Origin of the sequence: Streptomyces monomycini, assembly GCF_022271435.1 — a bacterium.
Taxonomy (GTDB): domain Bacteria; phylum Actinomycetota; class Actinomycetes; order Streptomycetales; family Streptomycetaceae; genus Streptomyces; species Streptomyces monomycini.
The window spans coordinates 98,474-122,691 of the sequence record NZ_JAFIQY010000016.1 but is presented as its reverse complement, the minus strand read 5'-3'; the positions used below and the strand labels follow the sequence as shown (position 1 = coordinate 122,691).

Below are 24,218 nucleotides of genomic sequence, written 5' to 3'. Positions count from 1 at the left end.
CAGTTGGCCCCGCGGTGTGACGCCGGGTCACCCACCCGCTTTCTACGTTTCCCTCCGTCACGCCAACGGAAGAGGGAGACCCCACCATGTCCTTGCTGCGCCGGTTCACCCCACGCGGTAGGCGCACGCTCGTCGCCCTCACGCTGGCGGCGGTGGTCGTCGGCGGCACCGGCGGCTGGGCGGCGGGGTCCACCCAGGAGGCCGTCACCGGGCCCGCGCCCGGCGCCGCCGCCTGGCGCGCCGACCACTCGCTGGGCAGGCGGCTGCCGGACCCGGTGACCGCCACCCCGGCGCAGGTCGCCCGCTTCTTCGCCGCGCTGAGCGAGGCCCAGCGGCAGGAACTGGCGGCCCGTCACCCGTTGACCGTGGGCAATCTGGACGGCGCGCCGGTGGCCCTGCGCTACCGCGCCAACGCCCTCGCGCTGACGGCGGAACGCGACCGGCAGACGGCCCGCGCCACCGACCCGGCCGGCACCCTCCAGGACCACCAGGAGGCCCGCCGACTGGCTGACCGGTACGCCGAACTCCTGCGCCCCGGCCGTCAGATACTCGCCTTCGACCCGCGCGGCCGCGGCCAGGTGGCCGAGGTGTTCGGGGATCTGGTGGCGGCGCGGCGCACGTCGGTGTTCGTACCGGGCTCGGACATCGACCTGTCCTCGTCCGACCGCGCACGCGACCCGTACGGCACGCCGTCCGGCATGGCGAAGTCGCTGCGGGCCCGGATGGCCGCCGAAGCGCCCGGTGTCCCTACGGCCGCGATCGCCTGGACCGGCTACACCACGCCGGTCGGCCTCGGCCCGGACGCCGCGACCGGCCGCCTGGCGGAGGCCGGCGCCCCGCGCCTGGCCCGCTTCCTGGACGGGCTGGCCGCCGTCGGCGTCCGGGCCCCCGCCCTGCTGTGCCACAGCTACGGCACGGTCGTGTGCGCTCAAGCCGTACCGCTGCTGGAGCCGGGGCGGATCGCGGACCTCATCGTCTTCGGCTCCCCCGGGATGCGCACGGACAGTGCGGCGGCGCTGCACACCACCGCCCGGGTGTGGGCCGCCCGGGACGCCTCCGACTGGATCGGCAACGTGCCGAACGTCGAGTTCCTGGGCCTGGGGCACGGTACGGACCCGACGGACCCGGAGTTCGGCGCGCGCCGAGTGCCCGCCAGGACAGCCGAGGGGCACACCGGCTATCTCGCGCCCGGCACGGACTCGTTGCGCAACTTCGCCGACATCGCGCTCGGCCGCTACGACCGGGTGCGCTGACGCCGACGCCGCAGCCCGCTACTCCTCCCCGACTCCTCCCCGACCGAACCTCCTCCGAAGGAGGCCCTCATGGCCGCCACCCCACTCCTGGCTCCCGTCCGCAAGACCATCCGCACCATCGAGGGCCGTACCCCCGCCCACCGTGACCGTGCCGTCGACGGCCTGCGCGCGCTCGCGCTGCTCGCCGTGCCGACCGGGCACTGGCTGCTCGGCGGATTCACCCTCGACCCCGGCGGCGCGCTGCACAACGCGAGCCCGCTGTCCTCCTTCGCCGCCCTGGCGCCCGCGAGCTGGGTTCTCCAGATGCTCGGCATCTTCTTCCTGGTCGGCGGGTACGCCTCGGTGCTCTCCTTCCACCGGGCCGCCGCGCGCGGGGAGTCGACGGGCCACTGGCTGCGGGCCCGGCTGGCACGGCTGGGCCGCCCCGTTCTCGGGGTGACCGCTGTCTGGGCGGCGCTGATCCCCGTACTGTCCACGCTCGGCGTGCCCGAAGCCACGCTGCGTACGGGGGCGACGCTGGTCATCCAGCCCCTGTGGTTCGTCGGCGTCTACGCGGGGATCACCGCGCTCACGCCGTACTGCGTCCGCGCGGCGCGCCGCCTGGGCGCCTGGGCCGCAGCCCCGCTGCTGGGCGCCGTCGCCGTCGTCGACTTCCTGCGGTACGGGCCGTACGCCGACGCGATGCCGTCGTGGCTGAGCCTGCTCAATCTGCTGCCGGGCTGGATGTTCGCGTACCAACTGGGCGTGTCCTGGGGGGAGAAGCGGCTCGGCCGGCGTGCCGCCTGGGTGCTGCTGCTGGGCGGTACCGCCCTGTTCGCCGCGCTGCTGCTGTTCTTCCACTACCCGGCGAGCATGGTCGGTGTCCCGGGCCAGGACCGTACGAACTCGCACCCGCCGTCGCTGCTGGTCCTCGCGCTGGCCGCGGCCCAGTCCGGCGCCGCGGTCCTGCTGCGCGACCGTATCGCCCGGCTGCTGCGCCGCCCTGCCCTCTGGGCACCCGTGGTCGTCGTCAACCTCTGTGCGATGACGGTGCTGTGCTGGCACCAGACGGCGATGTTCTCGGCGGCCGTCCCCGCGTCCTTCCTCGGCGCCGTGCCCGGTCTCACCACCGCGCCGGACACCGTCGGCTGGGTCCTGGCCCGCCTCGCCTGGCTGCCGGTCTTCGCGGTGGTGCTGCTGCTCATCGGCCGTCTGACCCGCCGTTTCGAGGCGCCGTGGACCGGTGTCACGGCGGCCCGGCGGACCGTCGCGGGAACCCTGGCGGCGGCCTTCGCGGTGTTCGCGCTGGGGCTCGCCTGAGCCCCGGCGCGGGCGCGGGAAACGCGGCGGGCGGAGCCGATCGGGGGACGGCTCCGCCCGCCGCGCGTGCGCGGGTGTTACTCCCGGCCCGCCGAGGTGAACTTCATGTCCGCGTACCGGTCGCCCGCCACCTTGCCCGCGACGGGCGCCAGCAGCGCCAGTTCCTCCTCGGTGAGCACGACGCGCGTGGCGGCCGCGTTCTCCTCGATCCGGCTGCGCTTGCGCGTCCCGGGGATCGGCACCACGGCCAGGCCGTGCACCTGCGCCTGCTGCTGCACCCAGGCCAGCGCGACCTGCCCGAGCGAGGCCCCGTGGGCCGCGGCGACCTCACGGACCGGCTCCAGCAGCGCCGCGTTGGCCTTCGCGTTGTCGCCGGTGAAACGGGGCTGCTGACGGCGGAAGTCGTCCTCGCTCAGCTCCTTCTCGGCGCTGACGAACGAGCCGGTCAGGAAGCCGCGGCCGAGCGGCGAGTACGGCACGAAGCCGACGCCCAGTTCGCGTGCGGCCGGCACCACGCCGTTCTCCACGTCCCGGCTGAACAGCGACCACTCCGACTGCACGGCCGCGATCGGGTGCACGCCCTGGGCCGCGCGCAGTTCGCCGCCGGTGACCTCGCTCAGGCCCAGGTGCTTGACCTTGCCCTCGGCCACCAGCTCGGCCATCGCGCCGACCGTGTCCTCGATGGGGACGGCCGGGTCCCGGCGGTGCATGTAGTACAGGTCGATCGCGTCGACGCCCAGGCGGCGCAGGCTCGCCTCGACCGCCTCGCGGATGTAGGGGCGGTCGTTGCGGATGACCCGCTTGGCCGGGTTCAGCGGGTCGGCCGGGTCCGCGGCGATCGCGAACTTGGTCGCCACCACGATCTCGTCGCGGTGCGCCTGGACGAACGGGGCTATGAACTCCTCGTTGCGGCCCATGCCGTACATGTCGGCGGTGTCGAAGAGTGTGACGCCCAGTTCGAGCGCCCGCTCCAGTGTGGCCCGCGCCTCGCCCTCGTCGTCCGTCGGGCCGTACGCGAAGCTCATGCCCATGCAGCCGAGGCCCTGGACACCGACCAGCGGTCCGGAGGCGCCCAGCTGAACGGTGCCGATGTGCTCTGTGGTCATGCCGTCCTCAGACTCTCTCCGACGCCCGGCGGGCGTCGGCATAAATGTCGATCTTGTAGTCGAGGACCTGGAGCGTGCTCTGCAGTTCGGCGATCCGCTGCCGTACGTCCTCGCGGTGCGCGGTCAGCAGCCGTTCCCGCTCGGGGAAGGTGTGCGCGCCCTCGCGCACCAGCTCGGCGTAGCGGACCATGTCCGCGACCGGCATGCCGGTCAGGCGGAGCTTGGTCACCAGGTCCAGCCAGTCCAGGTCGCGGTTGCTGAAGCGGCGCTGGCCCGTGTGCGTACGGTCCACGTGCGGCATCAGCCCGATCCGTTCGTACCAGCGCAGGGTGTGCGCGCTCAGGCCGGTGACCTCGGCGACCTCGCTGATCGTGTACTGGTCGCGGCCGGTGGGCCGCGGGTACAGGACCGGTCCTTTGCAGGCCGTCAGCCGTGCTGGTTCCCGCACCGTCCGGTCCGTCGCCGTCACCGTCATGCCGTGCCTCCCGTTGTCGCCGGATGTCCCGTAGCAGGAACGTTTTCTCCGGATCTCTCACGACGGCTTCAACGCTAGAGACTTGGAGTGCACTCCAAGCAAGCGAAGTCTTGACCCGGTCTTGAGGAGATCCGCGGCCGGCCGCGCGCCCTCCCCCGGCTGCCCCGGCCCGGACCCGCCTTCTCCCCCGGCCCGTCCCGGCCCCGCCACCCGGAGCGTTAGGCTCGTGGCCATGCCCTTGCAGAGCCTTCGGATGATCGAGAACTGGCCGGTGCCGACCGCGGCCGTCGCTGTCGTACGGACCGACGGGACGGTGGCCGGATCGTACGGTCCCCAGGAGCACCGCTTCCCGCTGGCCTCGGTCACCAAGCCGCTCGCCGCGTACGCCGCGCTGCTCGCCGTCGAGGAAGGGGCGGTGGAGCTGGACGAACCGGCCGGGCCACCGGGCTCGACCGTGCGCCACCTGCTCGCGCACACCGGCGGGCTGGCCTTCGACGAGGACCGGGTGCAGGCCGCGCCGGGCGAGCGCCGGCTGTACTCGAACGCGGGCTTCGAGGCGCTCGGCGACCACATCGCCAAGGCCACCGACATCCCCTTCCCGCAGTACCTGCGCGAGGCGGTCCTCGAACCGCTCGGTATGGCCGCCACCGACCTGCCGGGCTCACCCGCCAAGGACGGCGTCTCGACCGCCGCCGACATGGCCCGCTTCGGCGCCGAACTCCTCGCGCCGCGGCTGCTGGCGCCGCAGACGCTCGCCGAGGCGACCTCCGTGGTCTTCCCCGGCGTCCGCGGTGTGCTGCCCGGCTACGGGACGCAGAACCCGAACGACTGGGGCCTGGGCTTCGAGATCCGGGACGGCAAGTCGCCGCACTGGACGGGCGCTTCGTCCTCGCCGCGCACCTTCGGGCACTTCGGCCAGTCGGGCACGTTCCTGTGGGTGGACCCGGACGCGGGCGCGGCCTGCGTCGCGCTGGCCGACCGGGCCTTCGGCCCCTGGGCGGTCGAGGCGTGGCCGCCGCTCACGGACGCGATCCTCGCCGAGCTGCGCTGAACACGCGCAGCGGTGCCGCGGGGGGCCGGGCCGTACGACGGTCCGCCGCCCCCTGCGCCGTACGACGGTCCGCCACCCTCTCCGCCGTACGACGGTCCGTCTCCACCTCAGCCGTACGACGGTTCGCCCGGCATCTCCCACAGCAGGCACTCCGCGGCGCCGTCGGCGGCCAGCTCCAGGTCGGCCGCGTCCGTGACGCGCGCCGCGTCCCCGGCCGCCAGGCGCTCGCCGGCCAGCCGGATCGCGCCGCGCACGACGTGCACGTACATCCGCGGCGCGTCCGGCACGGCGGACCGTTCACCGTCGGCCAGCCGTCGAACGTGCAGCATCGACGCGGCTCCGGGCAGCGCGTACGGCGTGCCGTCGGCGATGCCGCGCACCACCTCGTACACCGGCTCGCCGCCGGACCCGGTGGGCGCGAGCCACATCTGCACGAACCGCAGCGGCCCGTCGCCGCCGTTGCGTTCCTCGTGCCGCACGCCGTCCGCCGAGCTGAGCCGCTGCACGTCGCCGGGCCGCACCACCGTCTCGTGGCCGGTGGTGGAGTCGCGGTGGGTCAGCTCCCCCTCGACGACCCAGGTGACGATCTCGGTGTCGCGGTGCGGGTGCTCGTCGAAACCGGCGCCGGGCGCCAGCCGTTCCTCGTTGCAGGCGACCAGCGCGCCGAACCGCAGGTTGTCCGGGTCGTAGTGCGGGCCGAAGGAGAAGGCGTGCCGGGTCTCGATGCCGGCCGCCGCGTCACCGCCCGGATAGCGTTCGTCGCCTCTGTGTACCTGGATCACCCGACCACCGTAGCCCCCGCCCCCGAGAGCCCACCGCGCCGTCACACCGCCCCGATAAGGCAGGCTTGTCCCCGTGTCTGAACCCGCATCGCGCGACCCGCACCCGCATCCGCACACCGCGACCCTCCGCCGTCTGGAGAAGTCGTCGGGAAAGCTGGCTGCCAACGCCATCGCCCGCATGGACGCGCAGCTGCCGTGGTACCGCGCCATGCCGCCGGAGAACCGCTCCTGGATCGGCCTCGTCGCCCAGGCGGGCATCGCGGCCTTCACCGAGTGGTTCCGGCATCCGGAGACGCCGCAGGCCATCAGCACCGACGTGTTCGGCACGGCGCCGCGCGAGCTGACCCGGGCGATCACTTTGCGCCAGACCGTCGAGATGGTCCGTACGACCATCGAGGTCATGGAGGCGGCGATCGACGACGTGGCGGCCCCCGGGGACGAGGGCGTGCTGCGTGAGGCGCTGCTCGTCTACGCGCGGGAGATCGCCTTCGCCACCGCCCAGGTGTACGCGCAGGCCGCCGAGGCGCGGGGCGCGTGGGACGCGCGGCTGGAGTCGCTGGTGGTCAACGCGGTGCTCTCCGGGGAGGCGGACGAGGGGGCGATCTCACGGGCCGCCGCGCTCGGCTGGAATTCTCCCGAACATGTGTGCGTTGTGCTGGGTACGGCCCCCGACGGGGACAGCGAGCTGACGGTGGAAGCCATCCGCCGCGCGTCCCGGCACGCCAAGCTCCAGGTGCTCACCGGCGTCCTGGGCAGCCGCCTGGTCGTCATCGCGGGCGGCTCGGACGACCCGCTCAAGGCGGCGAAAGCCCTGATCGGACCGTTCGCGGCGGGCCCGGTGGTGGCCGGTCCGGTGGTGGCCGACCTGCTGGCCGCGACCCGCTCCGCGCAGGCCGCCGCCGCGGGACTGAAGGCATGTGCCGCTTGGCCGGATGCCCCCCGTCCCGTACTGTCCGACGACCTGCTGCCGGAGCGGGCGATGGCGTCCGACCCGGCTGCGCGTCAGCAGCTGGTGGAGGAGATCTACAGACCACTGGAGGAAGCAGGCTCGGCCCTCCTGGAGACGCTGAGCGTGTATCTGGAACAAGCCAGCAGTCTGGAGGGCGCGGCGCGGATGCTCTTCGTGCACCCCAACACCGTGCGCTACCGGCTGCGACGTGTGACCGACGTCACCGGATGGTCACCTTCGGACGTACGCTCCGCCTTCACGCTGCGCATCGCGCTGATCCTGGGGCGTCTGGCCGACGGGGACAGCCAACTCTAGACTTTTGTAGAACACCGACAATTCCCCTGATGGTTCTTCGTCCCTGTCCCCACGGGCGGGCGGGACCTCCCACAAGAGAGAGTGTGAGGGTGCTCGTACTCGTCGCTCCCGGCCAAGGCGCTCAGACGCCCGGCTTCCTGACCCCCTGGCTCGACCTCCCCGGTGTCGAAGACCGGCTCCGTGAGTGGTCGGCCGCCATCGACCTGGACCTGGTCCATTACGGCACGAACGCGGACGCGGACGAGATCCGCGACACCGCGGTGGCACAGCCGCTGCTGGTGGCGGCCTCCCTGGTGTCCGCCCGGCAGCTCTTCGCGACCGCCGAGGACTTCTCCCGGCTGGTCGGCGCCGCCGCCGGGCACAGCGTCGGCGAGCTGGCCGCCGCGGCCCTGACCGGCGTGCTCTCCGAGAACGACGCGCTGGCGCTGGTGCGCAAGCGCGGCCTGGCCATGGCCGAGGCCGCCGCCGTCACGGAGACGGGCATGGCCGCCCTTCTCGGTGGCGAGCAGGACGTCGTCCTGCCGCATCTGGAGAAGCTGGGTCTGACCCCCGCGAACGTCAACGGTGCGGGCCAGATCGTCGCCGCGGGCACCGCCGCACAGCTGGCCGCGCTGGCCGAGGACAAGCCCGAGGGCACCCGCCGCGTCGTACCGCTGAAGGTGGCCGGCGCCTTCCACACCGAGCACATGGCCCCGGCCGTGACGGCCCTGGAGGCAGCGGTCGCGGAGGTCACCCCGGCCGACCCGCACACCCGGTACGTCTCGAACAAGGACGGCCGTGTCGTCACCGAGGGGCAGGACGTCGTGCGCCGCCTGGTGGGCCAGGTGGCCAACCCGGTGCGCTGGGACCTGTGCATGGAGACGTTCAAGGAGCTGGGCGTCACCGGCATCATCGAGGTGAGCCCCGGCGGCACCCTCGTCGGCATCGCCAAGCGCGCGCTGCCCGGTGTGCAGACCCTCGCGCTCAAGACCCCGGACGACCTCGACGCGGCCCGCACGCTGATCGCCGAGCACTCTGCCCAGGCCGAATAGGAGCCCCGAGAGCATGACCTCGAAGATCAAGCCCGCCAAGGGCGCCGCGTACGCGCGCATCATGGGTGTCGGCGGCTACCGCCCGACCCGGGTGGTGCCGAACGAGGAGATCCTCAAGCACATCGACTCCTCCGACGAGTGGATCCGCTCGCGCTCCGGCATCGCCACCCGCCACTGGGCCGGCCCGGACGAGACCGTGGCCGCCATGTCGGTGGAGGCGGCCGGCAAGGCCATCGCGGACGCCGGGATCACGCCCGAGCAGATCGGCGCGGTGGTCGTCTCGACCGTCTCGCACTTCAAGCAGACCCCGGCCATCGCGACCGAGATCGCCCACAAGGTCGGCGCGGGCAAGCCCGCCGCGTTCGACATCTCCGCGGGTTGCGCCGGATTCGGCTACGGTCTGACGCTCGCCAAGGGCATGATCACCGACGGCAGCGCCGAGTATGTGCTCGTCATCGGCGTCGAGCGGCTCTCGGACCTGACCGACCTGGAGGACCGGGCCACCGCGTTCCTCTTCGGTGACGGCGCCGGCGCCGTGGTCGTCGGCCCCGGCAAGGAGCCCGCGATCGGCCCGACCGTCTGGGGCTCGGAGGGCGACAAGGCCGAGACGATCAAGCAGACTCTCGGCTGGGACGTCTACCGCCGCACCCCGGTGCCCGGCGGCAACGGCCCGGACGCCCAGCCTGCGCTGGACGAGATCCGCTACCCCGCCATCACCCAGGAGGGCCAGGCGGTCTTCCGGTGGGCGGTGTTCGAGATGGCGAAGGTCGCCCAGCAGGCGCTGGACGCGGCCGGAGTCAGCCCGGACGACCTGGACGTCTTCATCCCGCACCAGGCCAACATGCGGATCATCGACTCGATGGTGAAGACTCTGAAGCTGCCGGAGAGCGTCACGGTCGCCCGTGACGTGGAGACCACCGGCAACACCTCGGCCGCCTCGATTCCGCTCGCCATGGAGCGGCTGCTGGCGACCGGGCAGGCCAAGAGCGGGGACACCGCGCTCGTCATCGGCTTCGGGGCGGGTCTCGTCTACGCCGCGACGGTCGTTACCCTCCCCTAGGCGAGATTCGCGCAACGCGTCCGGTGACCTCGCGTCCCGGTGCCTGCGCGGAGCTCGTCCACATCCCCGGAACTGCAGACTTTCTACCGTTCCCCCGACCCATTACCGAAGGAGCGCCATCATGGCCGCCACCAAGGATGAGATCGTCAAGGGTCTCGCCGAGATCGTGAACGAGATCGCCGGGATCCCCGTCGAGGACGTCCAGCTGGACAAGTCCTTCACCGACGACCTGGACGTCGACTCGCTGTCCATGGTCGAGGTCGTCGTCGCCGCCGAGGAGCGCTTCGACGTGAAGATCCCCGACGACGACGTCAAGAACCTCAAGACGGTCGGCGACGCGACCGATTACATCCTGAAGCACCAGGGCTGATCCAGTCCCGGCGCATGTCGCCACCCCGCGGTGGCGCCGTCGATTCTCAACCCCTCAACCTGTGGAGTAGGAATTTCCGTGAACGCGACCAATCGCACCGTGGTCGTCACCGGTATCGGCGCAACCACACCGCTGGGTGGCGACAGTGCCTCGACCTGGGAAGGGATGCTCGCCGGACGCTCCGGCGTGGCCGCCCTCGACCAGGACTGGGCGGCCGACCTCCCGGTCCGCATCGCCGCCGCGGCGGCCGTCGACCCGGGTGAGATCATCCCCCGGGCCCAGGCCCGCAAGCTGGACCGCTCGGCGCAGCTCGCGCTGATCGCGGCCCGTGAGGCGTGGGCGGACGCCGGTTTCGAGGCCCGGGCCGGCGAGGACTCCTCGGTGGACCCGGACCGGCTCGGCACGGTCATCGCCTCCGGCATCGGCGGCGTGACCACCCTGCTGAACCAGTACGACGTCCTGCGGGAGAAGGGCTCCCGCCGCGTCTCCCCGCACACCGTGCCGATGCTGATGCCCAACAGCCCGTCGGCCAACGTCGGCCTGGAGGTCAACGCGCGGGCCGGTGTGCACACCCCGGTCAGCGCCTGCGCCTCCGGCGCCGAGGCCATCGGCTACGGCATCGAGATGATCCGTACGGGCCGTGCCGACGTCGTCGTCGCGGGCGGTACGGAGGCGGCCATCCACCCGCTGCCGATCGCCGCGTTCGGCAACATGATGGCGATGTCCAAGAACAACGACGACCCGCAGGGCGCCTCCCGCCCCTACGACGCGGACCGCAACGGCTTCGTGCTCGGCGAGGGCTCCGGCGTGATCGTCCTGGAGTCGGCCGACCACGCCGCCAAGCGCGGCGCGAAGGTCTACGCCGAGGCCGTCGGCCAGGGCATCTCCGCCGACAGCCACGACATCGTGCAGCCCGAGCCCTCCGGCAACGGCATCGCGCACGCCCTGCAGAACCTGCTCGCCAACACCGACCTCAAGCCCGCCGAGATCGCGCACGTCAACGCGCACGCGACCTCGACGCCGCTGGGCGACCTGGCCGAGATCAAGGCGCTGCGCAAGGTCTTCGGCACCGACGTCGACCACATGGCGGTCTCCGCCACCAAGTCGATGACCGGCCACCTGCTGGGCGGCGCGGGCGGCGTGGAGACCGTCGCCTCGGTGCTGGCGATCCACCACCGGGTGGCGCCGCCGACCATCAACATCGAGAACCTCGACCCCGAGGCGGCGGACGCGGACATCGTCCGGGACGAGAAGCGCGCGCTGCCCGCCGAGGGCACGATCGCGGTGCTGAACGACTCGTTCGGTTTTGGTGGTCACAACGTGGTGCTGGCCTTCCGGACCGTGTGACCGGAGCCGGGACCGCTGGTCCGTGAGGTGTGTGAAGGGGCCGTGCCGTGTGGCGCGGCCCCTTCCGCGTGTCCGGGGGCGTGTGGCGGGGGCGGGCGGCGCGGCCTCCCCGCGTGTAGGGGGCGGGCGTACGGCCCCGTCCGCGTACCCGTGGCCGCGTACGCCTCGGACTCAGAAGCTGGCGTAGTACGCCGCCGCGCCGTCCTCGTCGCCGTGCCCCTGCGCCTCCGCCCGCCGGAAGCGCTCCGCAGCGGCCGCCGTCAGGTCCATGTGCACCCCGCCCGCCGCGGCGGCCTCCTCGATCAGCCGGGCGTCCTTGCGCGCGGCGGACACCGTGAAGCTCGCCGGATAGGCGCCGGACAGGATCAGCTCCGACTTCGTCCGGAGGTAGGGCAGGTCGAGCGGTCCGCCCTCGACCGCTTCGAGGAAGGAGCGGGGGTCCACGCCGAGCCCCTGGGCGAGGGCCAGTGCCTCGCCGGTGCCGTTGATGACGGTGAGCACCCAGCTGTTGACGACGAGCTTGAGGCGGCTGGCCGCGCCCGAGGACGCGTCCTCGTCGACCCACAGGGTGCGCTGTCCGACGATGTCGAGGATCCGTGCGGCCCGGTCCCGTACCTCCTGCGGTCCCGCCGCGAGAACGGTCAGCAGGCCCTTCTCCGCGGGTTCCTTCGTGCCGACCACGGGCGCGTCCACGAGGTCCAGGCCGTGTTCGCGGGCGAGGGCGGCGAGCGGGGCGGTTCCGTCGGCGCCCACAGTGCTCATCTGGAGCCAGAGGGTCCGCGCGCGCAGGGCGGGGGCGCTCGCCCGTACGGCGTCCAGGACGGCCGGTCCGTCCAGCAGGACGGTCAGGACGGCGTCCGCGCCGTCCACCGCCTCGGCCGGGGTGTCCACGACCCGTACACCGTCGGCGGCCAGAGGTTCGGCCTTGGCGCGGGTGCGGTTCCAGGCGCGGACGTCCAGGCCGGCGCCGGCGAGGTTGCGGGCCATCGCCGAGCCCATGATTCCGGTGCCGAGCACCGCCACTGAGGTCTTGTCAGGCATGCCCGCACGCTACGGCCTGGAGCGCGCTGGAGGGCAAGCGCGACGCGGCGCCTCAGACCACCTGGTGCAGCCAGCGGACCGGGGCGCCCTCGCCGGCGTACCGGAACGGCTCCAGCTCGTCGTCCCAGGGCTTGCCGAGCAGCTTGGCGACCTCGGCCGCCAGCTCGGTCTCGCCGCCCGCCGAGCGGGCGAGCGCGGCGCGCAGCCGGTCCTCGGGGATCAGGATGTCGCCGTGGATGCCGGTGACGGCGTGAAAGATGCCCAGCTCGGGTGTGGCGCTGTAGCGCTCGCCCTCGGCGGTGGCACAGGGTTCGGCGGTCACCTCGAAGCGCAGCAGGTGCCAGCCGCGCAGCGCGGAGGCCAGTTTGGAGGCCGTACCGGACTCGCCCTGCCAGGAGAATTCGGCTCTCCAGGTGCCGGGGGACGCCGGCTGGCGGATCCAGTCGAGATTGACGCGCACGCCGAGGACGCCCGCGACGGCCCATTCGACGTGCGGGCACAGCGCGCGCGGTGCGGAGTGGACGTACAGAACTCCACGTGTCGTCACCGGGACCTCCAGTACGGTTCGAGGTTCGCCTTCCCCAGCGGCCTCGTGCCCGTTCCGGTCGCGGCCGGGACAGCTGCAAGCATTCTGCCCCAGTGATCACGTCGGCACCAGCATCCGAGGTTACCTACAGTAAACACCATGAGCCCCAATTTGCCGCAAAAGGGACAGTAAATGACGTGATGTAATACACGCGTGCCGACTGTGCCGGTGCCGTCGGGCGAGGACCCTACGGGTCACGGCACAAGCTACCGCGCGGCAGGCGTCGGGGGGTGACGTACCGTCGGTACGGGAACAGATATCACTCGCACGCCGGAGGGGGACAGGGGATGACCGTGGTCAATCGGCCCTTTCGGCCAATCCGGGCCCGTACCTCCGCGGCCGCCGTCCTCACGGCGGCCGCGCTCGCCGTCTCCCTGACGGCCTGCGGCGGCGACCCCGTCGGCGGCGGCCGGGCGGCCCCCGGCCCCTCCCCCGAGCCGTCTCCCGCCTGGCGCACCGATCCCGCCTCGGTGGCCGCGCTCGGCGACTCCATCACCGTCGGGTTCGACGCCTGCTCGGTGCTGTCCGACTGCCCCGCCGTCTCCTGGGCCACCGGCACGGACCCGGCGGTGAACAGCGTCGCCCGGCGGCTGGTGAAGGACCCCGCCACGCACAGCTGGAACTTCGCGAAGACCGGCGCGCTGATACGCGACCTGCCGGCCCAGGTCGAGCAGGCCGTACGGAAGCGCCCCGAGCTGGTCACCGTCCTGGTGGGCGCCAACGACGCCTGCCGCACCGACGTCGGCGCGATGACCACGGCGACCGCCTTCCGCGCCGACTTCGAGGCCTCGCTGCGCGCGCTGCGGCGCGCCCTGCCCAAGACGCAGGTGTACGTCGCGGCCGTGCCCGACCTGATGCGGCTGTGGTCGCAAGGGCGGCAGAACCCGCTGGGCAAGGAAGTGTGGAAGCTCGGGATATGCGGCTCGATGCTGCGCGACCCCGACGACCTGTCGAAGGCTGCCGACACCCGCCGGCAGAGCGTGCGGGACCGGGTGGTGGCCTACAACAAGGCCCTGGAATCGGTCTGCGCGCGCGACAAGCTGTGCCGCTTCGACCGGTCCGTCTTCGACTTCCGCTTCACCGGCGCGGAGTTGAGCGCCTGGGACTGGTTCCACCCCGGCCGGGAGGGGCAACGGGAGCTGGCCCGGATGGCGTTCCAAGAGATCACCCGTAAGGGGAGGTAGCAGCCCTGACGTGACGGCGCGGGCACCCCTAAGGGGGCGGGCGGGCAGATCGTTCCTGCTGGGGATCCGGGCGGAACGCGGGGCGCGGGAGGATGGCAGTCGGCCCGAACCGCCGTGCAGTCGGGCCCGTACACCGCTCAGCGCGCTCGCGCACCGCTTTCCGCACCCGGGGGGACCCACCATGACCGCACGCCGTACGACCGGGCCGGACCACCGCGTCACCAGACCGGGGCACCGCGCCACCCGTACCGCCCTCGCCACGGCCGCCCTCGTCACGGTCGCCGTCGCGGTCACCGGCTGCGAGCTGACCGAAAAGGTCACCGAGACCGAGCACAGCTACACCGTCGAGGGCCGGGCGACGACGCTGGACGTGACGACTCCGGGCGGCAACATCTACGTGGTCGCCGACGACACGGTCGGTGACGGGGTCCAGGTGACGGAACGCATCAGCTACGGCAAGAGGAAGCCCGGCACCCGGCACTCCCTCGACAACGGCACGCTGAAGCTCACCGCGGACGACTGCGGTGCCGTCAAGAGCAAGTGCAGCGTCGCCTACCAGGTGCGGGTGCCGCGGTCGGCCACCGTGAAGCTGGCGACCGACGGCGGGGACATCGACGTCAAGGGCGCCGTGGGGGCCGTGGACGCCCACACCGGTGGCGGCAGCATCGAGCTCAGGGACTGTGCGGCCAAGCAGGCGGCCGTGAAGACCGACGGCGGGGACATCGAGGCGCGCTTCACCGCCGTACCGGACCGGGTGGACGGCCACACCAGCGGCGGCCAGATCACCGTCCGGCTCCCCCAGGGCCGTTACGCGGTGGACGCCACCACGGACGGCGGGAGCCGCAGTGTCACCGGCACCGTGGACAACGGCTCGCCGCACAAGGTCAAGGTGCACAGCGACGGGGGCGACGTGGAGGTGCTGGCCGGGGGCTGAGGTGCCGCGGCCGCCAGTGGGTGACCGGCCGGGCAGATCGCACACCCCAGGGTGACGGGGGCGCATGCGGCGTACGTCGTCGCCGGTGTTCCGCGGCTGGTTCCGCGTATCGGCCCAGGTCGCCAGCAGGGTGAGAGCGTCGGCGCTGGGCGTACCGGGATCCGCAGTGCAGGTGGTGATGGTGATGTACGGGTCGCCGGGCAGCGCGAAGTCGTCGTACGCGAGGTCCGTCGTTCCGGCGGCCGGGTGGTGGACGGTCCTGCGTCCGCGCGCGGGGCGGCGCACGTGGTGCTGGGCCCAGCGGGTGCTGAAATCGGTGCTGCGGGTGGACAGCTCGCCGACGAGTTCGGTCACCTGCTCGTCCGGTGGCTCACGCCCGGCGGTCGCGCGGAGTACCGCGACCAGCAGGTTCTTCACCTCGTCGAGGTCGGCGTAGAAACTCTCCGCACATGGGTCGAGGAACACGTACCTGGCGAAGTTCGGTGGCTGCTGCGCCATGTCGAAGAGGTCGTTGGCCGCGAGGAGGTCGAGACGGCCGTTCTGTACGACGGCGGGCACGCTCATGGAGTCGAGGACCTGCCGCACCGATGCGGTGACGGGCGAGGTGCGCTCGGGGCGTTTGCAGCGCGAGCAGGACGCGACGCTGCGCGCCAGGTCGTACAGGTGGGCGCGCTCGTCCGTCGAGTCGCAGCGCACGGGCGATCGCGTCGAGAACGCTCTCGGACGCGCCACCGAGTCGGCCGCGCCTTCGCCGACTCCGGCGCCGTCGTCATCGCAACGGCTCTTCCCGTCGACGGTGGCTTCACCGTCCACTGATACGGCGCCGGACAGGTCCTGCCGCCGAGGCGGATACACCTCGTGGTGCCCCTGTGGGTTGCGATCGTCTTCAAGGGCGCGCCGGTCCTCGTTGCCCGGCCTGGATGCCCATGCCCATGCCGGGCCGGTCTGGGCCGGTCCGCGTGGGAAGGAAATGGATCAACCTCTTCCGCCCGCGGCAAGTCGCCGGTTTACTCGCCCCATGAGACGCATACGTACCTCGGCGGGCGTGTTCGGCGCCGTGCTGCTGACCGCGGCCCCGCTCGCCCTCACCGCCCCTTCCGCCACGGCGGCCTCCTCCGTCTCCGCCTCCGCCACCGCCCGGCAGGCGACGGCCTCGCCGAGCGTCGAGGAGCAGCGGCTGTCGCAGCGCGCGCCACAGGAGATCCTGCGGCGCAGCGGGTTCGCGGACGTGGCCGGGACGTTCGGTGACGGGCTCGCGCGGGTGCACTCGTACGGGGCGGCGAAACGGTACGTCACGGACGCCGGACGCGGCCTGTGGCGGCGCGCGGTGGACCGCGTCCAGGGGCGCGGACCGCAGGGCGGCGATCTGAGCCGGGACGACGACCGGCCGCTGTACTGGGCACGGCTGGGCATGACCAAGACGCTGCGCGAGTGGAAGCCGCAGTTCCGGCTGGCCGCGGACCAACGGGACGCGCTGACGGGGGCGCTGGAGCGCGGATCGCGCGGACAGGACTCGATCGACCTGCCCGGCGGGCACGGCGGGAAGCGGCCCCTGCGCGTCGTCGTGACCGGCTTCGACCCGTTCCAGCTGGACGCGGACGCCCGCCGCAGCAACCCGTCGGGCGCCGCGGCGCTCGCGCTGGACGGTACGACGGTCCGTACGTCCTCCGGGCGGCTCGCCCGTATCGAGACCGCCGTCTTCCCCGTACGGTGGGCGGACTTCGCGGCGGGCACGGTGGAGCGGACGCTGCTGCCGCACTTCCGGCGCGGGCCGCGGCAGGTGGACCTGTTCACCACCATCAGCCAGGGGCGGCCGGGGCGGTTCGACCTGGAGCGGACGAACGGCGCCTGGCGGGGCGGCTATCCGGACAACGCGCGCGCGTCCCGGACCGAGATGGTGCCCGTACCGAAGGGCGTGCCGACCGTACGGCCGCAGCCGCAGTGGACCACCACGAGCCTGCCGTACGCGCAGCTCACCACCGCTCCCACCGGGCCGTTCCCGGTACGGGACAACACGGAGGTGACCGAGATCCCGGCGGGCGGCGGTGCACCCGTCGAGCGGCCGGACGGGCCGACGCCGGGCTCGACGGCCCGCGCGGGCGGCGGCGGTGACTACCTGTCCAACGAGATCGGCTACCGGGCGACGCTGCTGCGGGACGCGCTGAAGCTGAAGGTGCCGGGCGGCCATCTGCACACGCCGGTCCTCCAGTTCGGCGCCGGGAACACCGATCCGGCGACCGGCGCGGTCACCGATCCCGACTTCGTACGGAACCGGAATGCCATCACCGGGCAGGTGCGGAGCATCCTGACCGCCGCGTTGTCAGTGGCACCGGGCATCATGGAGAAATGATCGTCGCAGCAGCACAATTCCCGTCCGCGCCCCTGGACGTCGAAGCCAACGCGGCGCGGATGGCCGCCCTGCTCACCGAGGCCGCCGGCCGCGGTGCCGAGCTGGTCGTCTTCGCCGAGCTGGCCCTGACCAACTACGAGCTCGACGCGATAGCCGCCGCCCCGGAGCAGTACACCCTCGCGCCGGACGACCCGCGGCTGGACCCCGTCCGGGATGCGTGCCGGGCGGCCGGCGTCGCCGCGGTGGTCAACTGCCCGGGCCGTGGCCCGGCGAACACGGCGGACGGCATGACGATCGCGTCGTTCGTGTACGGGCCGGACGGCGCGCTGCTGACCCGCTACGACAAGCACCACCTGTACGGCCGGGAGACCGGACTGTTCACGGCGGGTCCGGACGCGGGCGGCCGGTTCACCTTCGGCGGCCTGAAGTTCGCCCTCGCCACCTGCTACGACAACGCCTTCCCCGAGCTGGCCGAGCAGGCCGCTGCCGACGGCTGCCAGGTGTATCTGGCCAGCTCGTTCCACGACTCGGTGGAGCGCACGGAGCAGTACGCCGCCACGGCGCGGGACAACGGGCTCGACGTACTGCTCGCCAACGGCGTCGGCCCGGGGAGCGAGAGCGTGGCCTGCGGGTACAGCGGTATATGGGCGGCGGACGGGACCTGCCTCGCGCGCCTGGACGGCGGGGCCGGGGCGGCCGTGGCCGAGGTGAGGCGGGCCGCCGGGCAGGCGGAACCTGAAGGTATACGGGAGCCGGTGAGCAACCGGTGATCCGAGACCTGCGCGACGTCCGGTAGCAGCCTGCGGAAGGTGGTTCCCCACCGCTGACGATGCACCAGAGGTGAGCGGTCGCGGGCGGGACGGCCTGCGTACGGCCGTCCCGCCGCGCCCCGCGTGTGCCTCCGCTCAGGAGGGCAGTTCGTCCAGCGTCGGGTAGGACGGCTGGGCGCCCGGCTTGGTGACGGCCGCGGCGCCCACCCGTACGGCGAAGCGGGCCGCGTCCGTGAGGGAGTCGCCGTGGGCCAGGCGGGTCGCGAGGGCGCCGGTGAAGGCGTCGCCCGCGCCCGTGGTGTCGACGGCCTCCACCTTGACGCCGGGGACCCGGCCGGTGCCGCCCTCGCCGTCCACGACCAGCGCGCCGTCGCCGCCGAGGGTGACCACGACCGAGCGGGCGCCCTGCTCGCGCAGCGCCTGGGCCCAGTTCTCCGGGGTGCCTTCGCCGCGGCCCGCGAGCTGCTGCGCCTCGTGCTCGTTGACCACCAGGGGGTCGGCGGCGGCGAGCAGCTCCGGGTCGAGGCTGTCGGGGGTCGGGGACGGGTTGAGGACCACCCGGGTGCCGGTCTCCGTGGCCGTGGCGGCGGTGGCCCGTACCGTCTCCATGGGCACCTCCAGCTGGAGGGAGACGGCGGCGGACGCGGCGATGACGTCGCGGGCGGCCGCCACGTCCTCGGGGGTGAGCGCCGCGTTGGCGCCCGGGGAGACGACGATGCTGTTGTCGCCGTCCGGCCCGACGATGATCATCGCGGTGCCGGTACGGGCGCCGGACTCGACGATCACGTGCGCGACGTCCGTGCCCGCGGCGCGCTGCGCGTCCAGCAGCAGCTCGCCGTACGCGTCGTCGCCGACCCGGGCCAGCAGCCCGACCCGGCCGCCGAGCCGGGCGGCGGCGGCCGCCTGGTTGGCGCCCTTGCCGCCCGCCGACTCGACCAGGTCGGAGCCGTGCACGGTCTCGCCCGCGCCGGGCCGCCGCGCCACCCGGACCGTCAGGTCCGCGTTGGCCGAGCCCACTACCAGTACGTCGTACATCTGCTTCTCACCCATCGAATTCCGCCGCGTTCTTGCCGGTCACCAGGACCACCGGCACCTTCACCTGCTTCGGCAGCCGCTCGCCGCGCGCCGCCTTGAGCGCCTGCTCCACGGCCTGCCTGCCCAGCAGCTTGGGCTGCTGGGCGACCGTGGCGGTCAGCGTTCCGCCGCGTACCGCCGCGACGCCCTCCGGCGTCCCGTCGAACGCCACGATCTTCACGTCCTTGCCCGCCCGGGCGCCCAGCGACTTGGCGGCGCCGAGCGCCATCTCGTCGTTGGCCGCGAAGACGCCGCCGATGTCCCGGTGTACTTGGAGCATATTGGACATCACGTCCATGCCCTTGGCCCGGTCGAAGTCGGCGGGCTGCCGCGCCACCACCTGGATGCCCGGGTACGCCTTGATGCCCTCCTCGAAGCCCTGCCCGCGCTCCCGGGCGGCCGAGGTACCGGGCTGGCCCTCCAGGAAGGCCACCTTGCCCTTGCCGCCGAGGGACTCGGCCAGCGTCTTCGCGGCGAGCCGGCCGCCCGCGACATTGTCCGAGGCGATGGCCGAGCCGACCCGGCCGCCGTTGACGCCGCGGTCGAGGGAGATCACCGGCACGTCCGCCCGGTTGGCGACCCCGACGGCCGGTACCGCGGCGTCGGAGTCCACCGGGTTGATGATCGCCGCCTTGACGTCCTGGCTGGTGAACGTCTCCATCTGGTTGATCTGCTGCATGGGGTCGTTCTGCGCGTCGGTGATGTTGATGTTCAGGCCGCGCCGGTCCGCCTCGGCCTGCGCGCCCTCCCGGACGGCGACGAAGAACGGGTTGTTCAGGGTGGACAGGGCCAGGCCCAGGTCCGTGTCGCCGCCGCGCTCGCAGCCGGACAGGGCGAGGGCGCCGGCCAGGACGGCCGCGCCGAGCAGGCCCGTACGTCTGCGGAGCGAGGTGGTGCCCTTGCCGGGCGTATTGCGGCCGAGCAGCCCGGTGCGCCGCTCGCGGAACGCACCCGTGCCCCCACCAGACGTACTGCGGCCCAGCTGCCCCGTACGCCACTCACGGAACGAACCCGCACCCCCACCGGACGCATCGCGGCCCACCAGCCCCGTACGCCACTCACGGAACGAACCCGCACCCCCACCGGACGCATCGCGGCCCACCAGCCCCGTACGCCGCCTCATCGCGCGCTCCGGCGCCGCAGCGTGTCCAGGAGCACCGCCAGCGCGATGACCAGGCCGGTCGCCACCTGCTGCCAGAACGCCGAGACGCTCAGCAGGTTCAGGCCGTTGCGCAGCACGGCGAGGATCAGTGCGCCGATGAGCGTGCCGGACGCCTTGCCGGAGCCGCCGGAGAGGCTGGCGCCGCCGATCACGACGGCGGCGATCGCGTCGAGTTCGTAGCCGACGGCGGCCTGCGGCTGGGCCGAGGTCAGCCGGGCCGCGAGGACGATGCCCGCGACCGCCGCGAACAGTCCGGACATCGCGTAGATCACCAGCTTGCGGCGCTTGACGTCGATGCCGGAGAGCCGGGCCGCCTCCTCGTTGCCGCCGATGGCGAACATCGCGCGGCCCGCGTACGTCCGGTTGAGGACCAGCGCCGCCACGAGCCCCATCGCGATCATGACCAGGACCGGGACGGGCAGCCAGCCGCCCAGCGTGTCCCCCAGCTTGCTGACCGAGGCCGGGAAGGGGATCGGCGTGCCGCCGGTGATCACCAGGGCGAGGCCGCGGCCGACGGAGAGCATCGCGAGGGTGGCGATGAAGGCGGGCAGCTTCCCGTACGCGACCAGCGCGCCGGAGACCAGGCCGGCCGCCGCGCCGAGCGCGAGGCCCAGCAGGACGGCGGCCCACACCGGCAGGCCCGCGTCGGTCGCGGCCCAGGCGACCACGGTGGCGCTGAGGGCGGCCACCGAGCCGACCGACAGGTCGATGCCGGCCGAGACGATCACGAAGGTGACGCCGAAGGCGAGGACGGCGGTGACGGATGCCTGGACGCCCACGTTGAGGAGGTTCTGCCCGTTCAGGAAGTCCCCGGACAGGATCGCCATCACCACGACCAGGGCGATCAGGCCGCCCAGCGGGCCGTTCTTCAGGACGGCCCGGGTGAACCAGGGGCCGAGGCCGTCATCGGGCGGGGTGGTGCCGACCGCCTCGGCGGCCGCTCCCGTCTTCACATCAGCGGACATCGGAGCCCTCCTTCGCGCTCTCGTTCGTCGTCGTGTGCGGTGCCGTCCCGTGCCCGTGGGGTGCCGTCCCGTGCCCGTGAGGTGCCGTCCCGTGCGGTCCGGGCGCGCCGTCGGCGGGCCGTACCGCCAGTTCCATCACCGCGTCCTGCGTCGCCTCGTCGCCGGAGAGTTCACCGGCGAGCCGCCCCTGGGCCATGACCAGCACCCGGTCGCTCATACCGAGCACCTCGGGCAGGTCGCTGGAGATCATCAGCACCGCGCGGCCGGCTGCCGTCAGCTCGTTGACCAGCCGGTAGATCTCGACCTTCGCGCCCACGTCGATGCCGCGCGTCGGCTCGTCCAGGATCAGCAGCCGGGTGTCGGCCAGCAGCCATTTGCCGATGACGACCTTCTGCTGGTTGCCGCCGGAGAGGGTGCGCGCGTGCTGTCCCAGGCCGCTCATCCGTACCTTCAGCCGGGCGGCCACCTCGGCGGCCGCGCGCCGCTGGCCGCGCCGGTCGACCAGGCCGCCGCGGGTGTCGCGGTCCAGCCGGGCGAGCGTCAGGTTGTCCTGGAGGGAGGCGTCCAGGACCAGCCCCTGGCCCTTGCGGTCCTCGGGGACCAGACCGAGCCCGGCGCGCATCGCGGCCCGTACGTCGCCGGGTGCCAGGACCTGCCCGTCGACCTCGACGGTCCCGGCGTCGTACCGGTCCACGCCGAAGACCGACCGCGCGACCTCGGTACGGCCCGCGCCGACCAGGCCCGCGAGACCGACGACCTCACCGGCCCGCACCTCGAAGCCGACGTCCTCGAAGACGGGCGTGCCGTTCGGGCCGTGCCGGGTCAGGCCGCGGACGCGCAGCAGCGGCGCGCCGGGCTCGTCCGGGCGCTGCCGCGGGTACTGCTCGGCGATGTCCCGGCCCACCATCAGGCGGATCAGCTCGTCCTCGTCCGTACCGGCCGGGACCTCGGCGACCGAGCGGCCGTCACGCAGCACGGTGACGCGGTCGCCGAGGGCGCCGATCTCCTCCAGGTGGTGGGTGATGAAGATGATCCCCACGCCGTCGGCGCGCAGTTCGCGCACGATGCCGAAGAGGGTCTCGACCTCCTCGGAGGTCAGTACGGCGGTCGGCTCGTCCATGATCAGGACGCGGGCGCGCAGGCTCAGCGCCTTGGCTATCTCGACCATCTGGAGCCGGGCGATGCCCAGTTCGGCGACCGGGGTGTCCGGGGAGACGTCCAGGCGTACCCGGCGCAGCAGTTCGGCGGCGCGCGCCCGCATGGCCTTCTTGTCGATCAGGCGGAGCGCGGTGCGCGGCGGCCGGCCGAGGAAGATGTTCTCCGCGACGGTCAGCCGGGGGACGAGGTTGAACTCCTGGTGGATGGTGGCGATTCCGAGGCGTTCGGCGTCCTGGGCGGTGCGGATGTGCACCTCGTGGAGAGTGGCGGGAGGGGTGCCGGGGGCTGCGGTGGGGGCGGGGGCACTGCGGCCGCCGGGGCCGTGGGGCGGGCCGCCGGTCGGACCGCCGGTCGGGCCGTCGGTCGGGCTGTCGGCCACGAGGATGCGGCCCGCGTCGGGGCGATGGGCGCCGGAGAGCATCTTGATCAGGGTGCTCTTGCCCGCGCCGTTCTCACCGAGCAGGACGTGCACCTCGCCCGCGCGCAGGCTCAGATCCACACCGTCCAGCGCGCGCACGCCGGGGAACGACTTCGTCACCCCCTCCACGCGCAGCAGTTCACGGCCGGCCGGTGCGGCGTCCCGAACGTCGTCGTTGACGTCGGTCATGCGCTGCCCTCCTCCTCTTGGGTGTCCTCACGGGTGGTGCCCGGTTCGCCGCAGGAGCGGCGGGTGACGAGGCGGGCCGGCAGCAGTACGCAGCCGGGCGCGCGCCCCTCGATCCGTTCCAGCAGGGTGTGCAGGGCGGCCCGGCCCAGCTCGCGGGTGGGCTGCGCGATGGCGGTGAGCGGCGGGTCGATGTGCGCGAACCACGGCACGTCGTCGTACACGACCAGCGCCATGTCGTCGGGCACCCGCAGCCCGCGCGCGCGGATCTCGTCCATCGCGCCGAGCGCCATCAGGTTGTCGGTGGCCAATACGGCGTCGGGCGCCTCGGGCAGGTCCAGGAGACGGCGCATCACCTGGCGGCCACCGGTGGGCTGGAGGTCGGGCGTGGAGCCGACACGCTCGTCCGGCAGCGCTATGCCGTGCGTGGCCAGCGCCGTACGGAAGAGGTTCAGCCGCTCGTCGCCGGTCGGGGTGCCGGCCGGGGCGACGATGATCGCGGGACGCCGCCGACCGAGGGCGGCGAGGTGGGCGGCCAGGTCGGTGAGGGCCGCGGCGCCGTCGGCCCGTACGCACGGCGCGTCGATGCCGGGCACGATCCGGTCCAGCAGCACCAGCGGTGTGCCGGAGGCGACGACCTCGTGCAGCATCGCGGAGCCGGTACCGGCCGAGCTGACCAGCAGGCCGTCGATACGGCGGTCCAGCAGCGTACGGATGTAGTCGTCCTGCTGGCCGGGGCGTTCGGCGGCGTTGCCGATGATCAGGCTGTAGCCGAGGCTGCGGGCGGCGTCCTCGACGGCGTCGGCCAGCTCGGTGAAGAACGGGTTGGTCAGGTCACTGATGACCAGGCCGAGCGTGCCGGTACGGGCGGTCCGCAGGGCCCGGGCGACGTTGTTGGGCCGGTATCCCAGCTCCGCGACGGCGGCGAGCACCCGTTCACGCGTCTCGGCCACCGGGCTCCGCCCGTTGAGCACCCGGGAGACGGTCGCCACGGACACCCCGGCCCGCTCGGCCACATCCTTGATCTTCGCCATCCCGCCCCAGCCCTTCCGTGCAGGTCCGCGCAGGCAGGTCGAGGACACCACGGCGCAGGGCGTCTCGATCGCACAACGGCGTGTAATCGATTTTGTGTGGGCTTACGTAATCGATTACACGCCACCGTCGTCAAGACAGCGTGAGAGTGGCCTGCGTCACAGGGGGAGCTGCGAACGGTGGCGGCCGGCGGCGGCACACCTCTCGGCTCACCCGTCACTCGCCCTCTCGGACGCCTCACGCCACCACGTTAGCCATCGGCCCCACGACACCCCAGAGTGTCGACATCATTGGCGCGAACCTGACACCGCCATAGGGGC

20 protein-coding genes and 2 pseudogenes are annotated in these 24,218 nt (G+C 73.0%); 12 read left to right on the top strand and 10 right to left on the bottom strand.

The genetic code is table 11. The annotated features are described in order from the left end of the window. Positions 1-86: 86 nt before the first annotated feature. Positions 87-1,253, top strand: coding sequence for an alpha/beta hydrolase (locus JXZ78_RS19870; RefSeq protein WP_030023124.1), 1,167 nt, complete (start codon positions 87-89; stop codon positions 1,251-1,253). A gap of 69 nt (positions 1,254-1,322) precedes the next feature. Then, positions 1,323-2,552, top strand: coding sequence for an acyltransferase family protein (locus JXZ78_RS19865; protein WP_238783241.1), 1,230 nt, complete (start codon positions 1,323-1,325; stop codon positions 2,550-2,552). Between the two features lie 77 nt (positions 2,553-2,629). Here JXZ78_RS19865 and JXZ78_RS19860 read toward each other — a convergent pair whose 3' ends face one another. After that, positions 2,630-3,658, bottom strand: a complete 1,029-nt coding sequence (locus tag JXZ78_RS19860; protein ID WP_030023121.1) for an aldo/keto reductase — start codon at positions 3,656-3,658, stop codon at positions 2,630-2,632. 7 nt (positions 3,659-3,665) lie between these two features. After that, positions 3,666-4,133, bottom strand: a complete 468-nt coding sequence (locus JXZ78_RS19855; RefSeq protein WP_030023120.1) for a MerR family transcriptional regulator — start codon at positions 4,131-4,133, stop codon at positions 3,666-3,668. A gap of 232 nt (positions 4,134-4,365) precedes the next feature. Between JXZ78_RS19855 and JXZ78_RS19850 the strand changes: the two genes are divergently transcribed. Next, a complete protein-coding gene (locus JXZ78_RS19850) occupies positions 4,366-5,184 on the top strand; it encodes a serine hydrolase domain-containing protein (protein ID WP_030023119.1) in 819 nt (272 codons plus the stop codon). A gap of 107 nt (positions 5,185-5,291) precedes the next feature. Here JXZ78_RS19850 and JXZ78_RS19845 read toward each other — a convergent pair whose 3' ends face one another. Beyond that, positions 5,292-5,966: a pirin family protein gene (locus JXZ78_RS19845; protein ID WP_030023118.1), complete on the bottom strand. Its 675-nt coding sequence runs from the start codon at positions 5,964-5,966 to the stop codon at positions 5,292-5,294. Between the two features lie 73 nt (positions 5,967-6,039). On the opposite strand from JXZ78_RS19845, the gene JXZ78_RS19840 reads away from it, so the two are divergent. From JXZ78_RS19840 to JXZ78_RS19820, 5 genes are all read left to right on the top strand, one after another. After that, entirely contained in the window at positions 6,040-7,230 is a 1,191-nt protein-coding gene (locus JXZ78_RS19840; RefSeq protein WP_030023117.1) for a PucR family transcriptional regulator, read from the top strand. Between the two features lie 89 nt (positions 7,231-7,319). Further along, the gene (locus JXZ78_RS19835; protein WP_030023116.1) at positions 7,320-8,261 is read left to right on the top strand and encodes an ACP S-malonyltransferase; all 942 of its coding nucleotides are present in this window, start codon (positions 7,320-7,322) and stop codon (positions 8,259-8,261) included. Positions 8,262-8,274: 13 nt separating this feature from the next. Beyond that, positions 8,275-9,321: a ketoacyl-ACP synthase III gene (locus JXZ78_RS19830; RefSeq protein WP_030023115.1), complete on the top strand. Its 1,047-nt coding sequence runs from the start codon at positions 8,275-8,277 to the stop codon at positions 9,319-9,321. 121 nt (positions 9,322-9,442) lie between these two features. Next, positions 9,443-9,691, top strand: a complete 249-nt coding sequence (locus JXZ78_RS19825; protein ID WP_030023114.1) for an acyl carrier protein — start codon at positions 9,443-9,445, stop codon at positions 9,689-9,691. A gap of 78 nt (positions 9,692-9,769) precedes the next feature. Beyond that, positions 9,770-11,038 carry a beta-ketoacyl-[acyl-carrier-protein] synthase family protein gene (locus JXZ78_RS19820; RefSeq protein ID WP_030023113.1) on the top strand — a complete coding sequence of 423 codons (1,269 nt, stop codon included), beginning with the start codon at positions 9,770-9,772 and terminating at the stop codon, positions 11,036-11,038. Between the two features lie 171 nt (positions 11,039-11,209). Here JXZ78_RS19820 and JXZ78_RS19815 read toward each other — a convergent pair whose 3' ends face one another. Together JXZ78_RS19815 and JXZ78_RS19810 are read right to left on the bottom strand one after the other, a co-directional pair. Continuing rightward, the gene (locus JXZ78_RS19815; protein ID WP_030023111.1) at positions 11,210-12,079 is read right to left on the bottom strand and encodes an NAD(P)-dependent oxidoreductase; all 870 of its coding nucleotides are present in this window, start codon (positions 12,077-12,079) and stop codon (positions 11,210-11,212) included. Between the two features lie 52 nt (positions 12,080-12,131). Further along, complete coding sequence (locus JXZ78_RS19810) at positions 12,132-12,626, bottom strand: DUF3145 domain-containing protein (RefSeq protein ID WP_003979739.1); 495 nt, start codon at positions 12,624-12,626, stop codon at positions 12,132-12,134. Between the two features lie 326 nt (positions 12,627-12,952). On the opposite strand from JXZ78_RS19810, the gene JXZ78_RS19805 reads away from it, so the two are divergent. Both JXZ78_RS19805 and JXZ78_RS19800 read left to right on the top strand, forming a co-directional pair. Next, on the top strand, positions 12,953-13,849 hold the full coding sequence (locus tag JXZ78_RS19805) for an SGNH/GDSL hydrolase family protein (protein ID WP_030023110.1): 897 nt from the start codon (positions 12,953-12,955) through the stop codon (positions 13,847-13,849). Between the two features lie 181 nt (positions 13,850-14,030). Beyond that, positions 14,031-14,783 carry a DUF4097 family beta strand repeat-containing protein gene (locus tag JXZ78_RS19800; protein WP_050502861.1) on the top strand — a complete coding sequence of 251 codons (753 nt, stop codon included), beginning with the start codon at positions 14,031-14,033 and terminating at the stop codon, positions 14,781-14,783. A 183-nt stretch (positions 14,784-14,966) separates the two neighbouring features. Here JXZ78_RS19800 and JXZ78_RS19795 read toward each other — a convergent pair. Continuing rightward, a pseudogene (locus JXZ78_RS19795) lies at positions 14,967-15,347 on the bottom strand (MmyB family transcriptional regulator); the annotation flags it as partial. 454 nt (positions 15,348-15,801) lie between these two features. Between JXZ78_RS19795 and JXZ78_RS19790 the strand changes: the two are divergent. Both JXZ78_RS19790 and JXZ78_RS19785 read left to right on the top strand, forming a co-directional pair. Beyond that, on the top strand, positions 15,802-17,133 hold the full coding sequence (locus JXZ78_RS19790; protein WP_030023107.1) for a PA0049 C-terminal domain-containing protein: 1,332 nt from the start codon (positions 15,802-15,804) through the stop codon (positions 17,131-17,133). Beyond that, positions 17,130-17,903, top strand: coding sequence for a carbon-nitrogen hydrolase family protein (locus tag JXZ78_RS19785; RefSeq protein WP_050502860.1), 774 nt, complete (start codon positions 17,130-17,132; stop codon positions 17,901-17,903). The genes JXZ78_RS19790 and JXZ78_RS19785 overlap by 4 nt, the downstream gene beginning before the upstream one ends. A gap of 135 nt (positions 17,904-18,038) precedes the next feature. Here the strand turns inward: JXZ78_RS19785 and rbsK are convergent, their stop codons facing one another. From rbsK to JXZ78_RS19760, 4 genes and pseudogenes are all read right to left on the bottom strand, one after another. Beyond that, positions 18,039-18,938 carry a ribokinase gene (rbsK, locus tag JXZ78_RS19780; RefSeq protein WP_030023105.1) on the bottom strand — a complete coding sequence of 300 codons (900 nt, stop codon included), beginning with the start codon at positions 18,936-18,938 and terminating at the stop codon, positions 18,039-18,041. Between the two features lie 7 nt (positions 18,939-18,945). Continuing rightward, positions 18,946-21,104 (bottom strand): annotated as a pseudogene (locus tag JXZ78_RS41085) (ABC transporter permease/substrate-binding protein). Continuing rightward, a complete protein-coding gene (locus JXZ78_RS19765) occupies positions 21,094-22,869 on the bottom strand; it encodes a sugar ABC transporter ATP-binding protein (protein WP_030023101.1) in 1,776 nt (591 codons plus the stop codon). Before JXZ78_RS19765 ends, JXZ78_RS41085 begins: the two are co-directional and overlap by 11 nt. After that, entirely contained in the window at positions 22,866-23,900 is a 1,035-nt protein-coding gene (locus JXZ78_RS19760) for a LacI family DNA-binding transcriptional regulator (RefSeq protein WP_030023100.1), read from the bottom strand. Before JXZ78_RS19760 ends, JXZ78_RS19765 begins: the two co-directional genes overlap by 4 nt. Positions 23,901-24,218 lie beyond the last annotated feature (318 nt).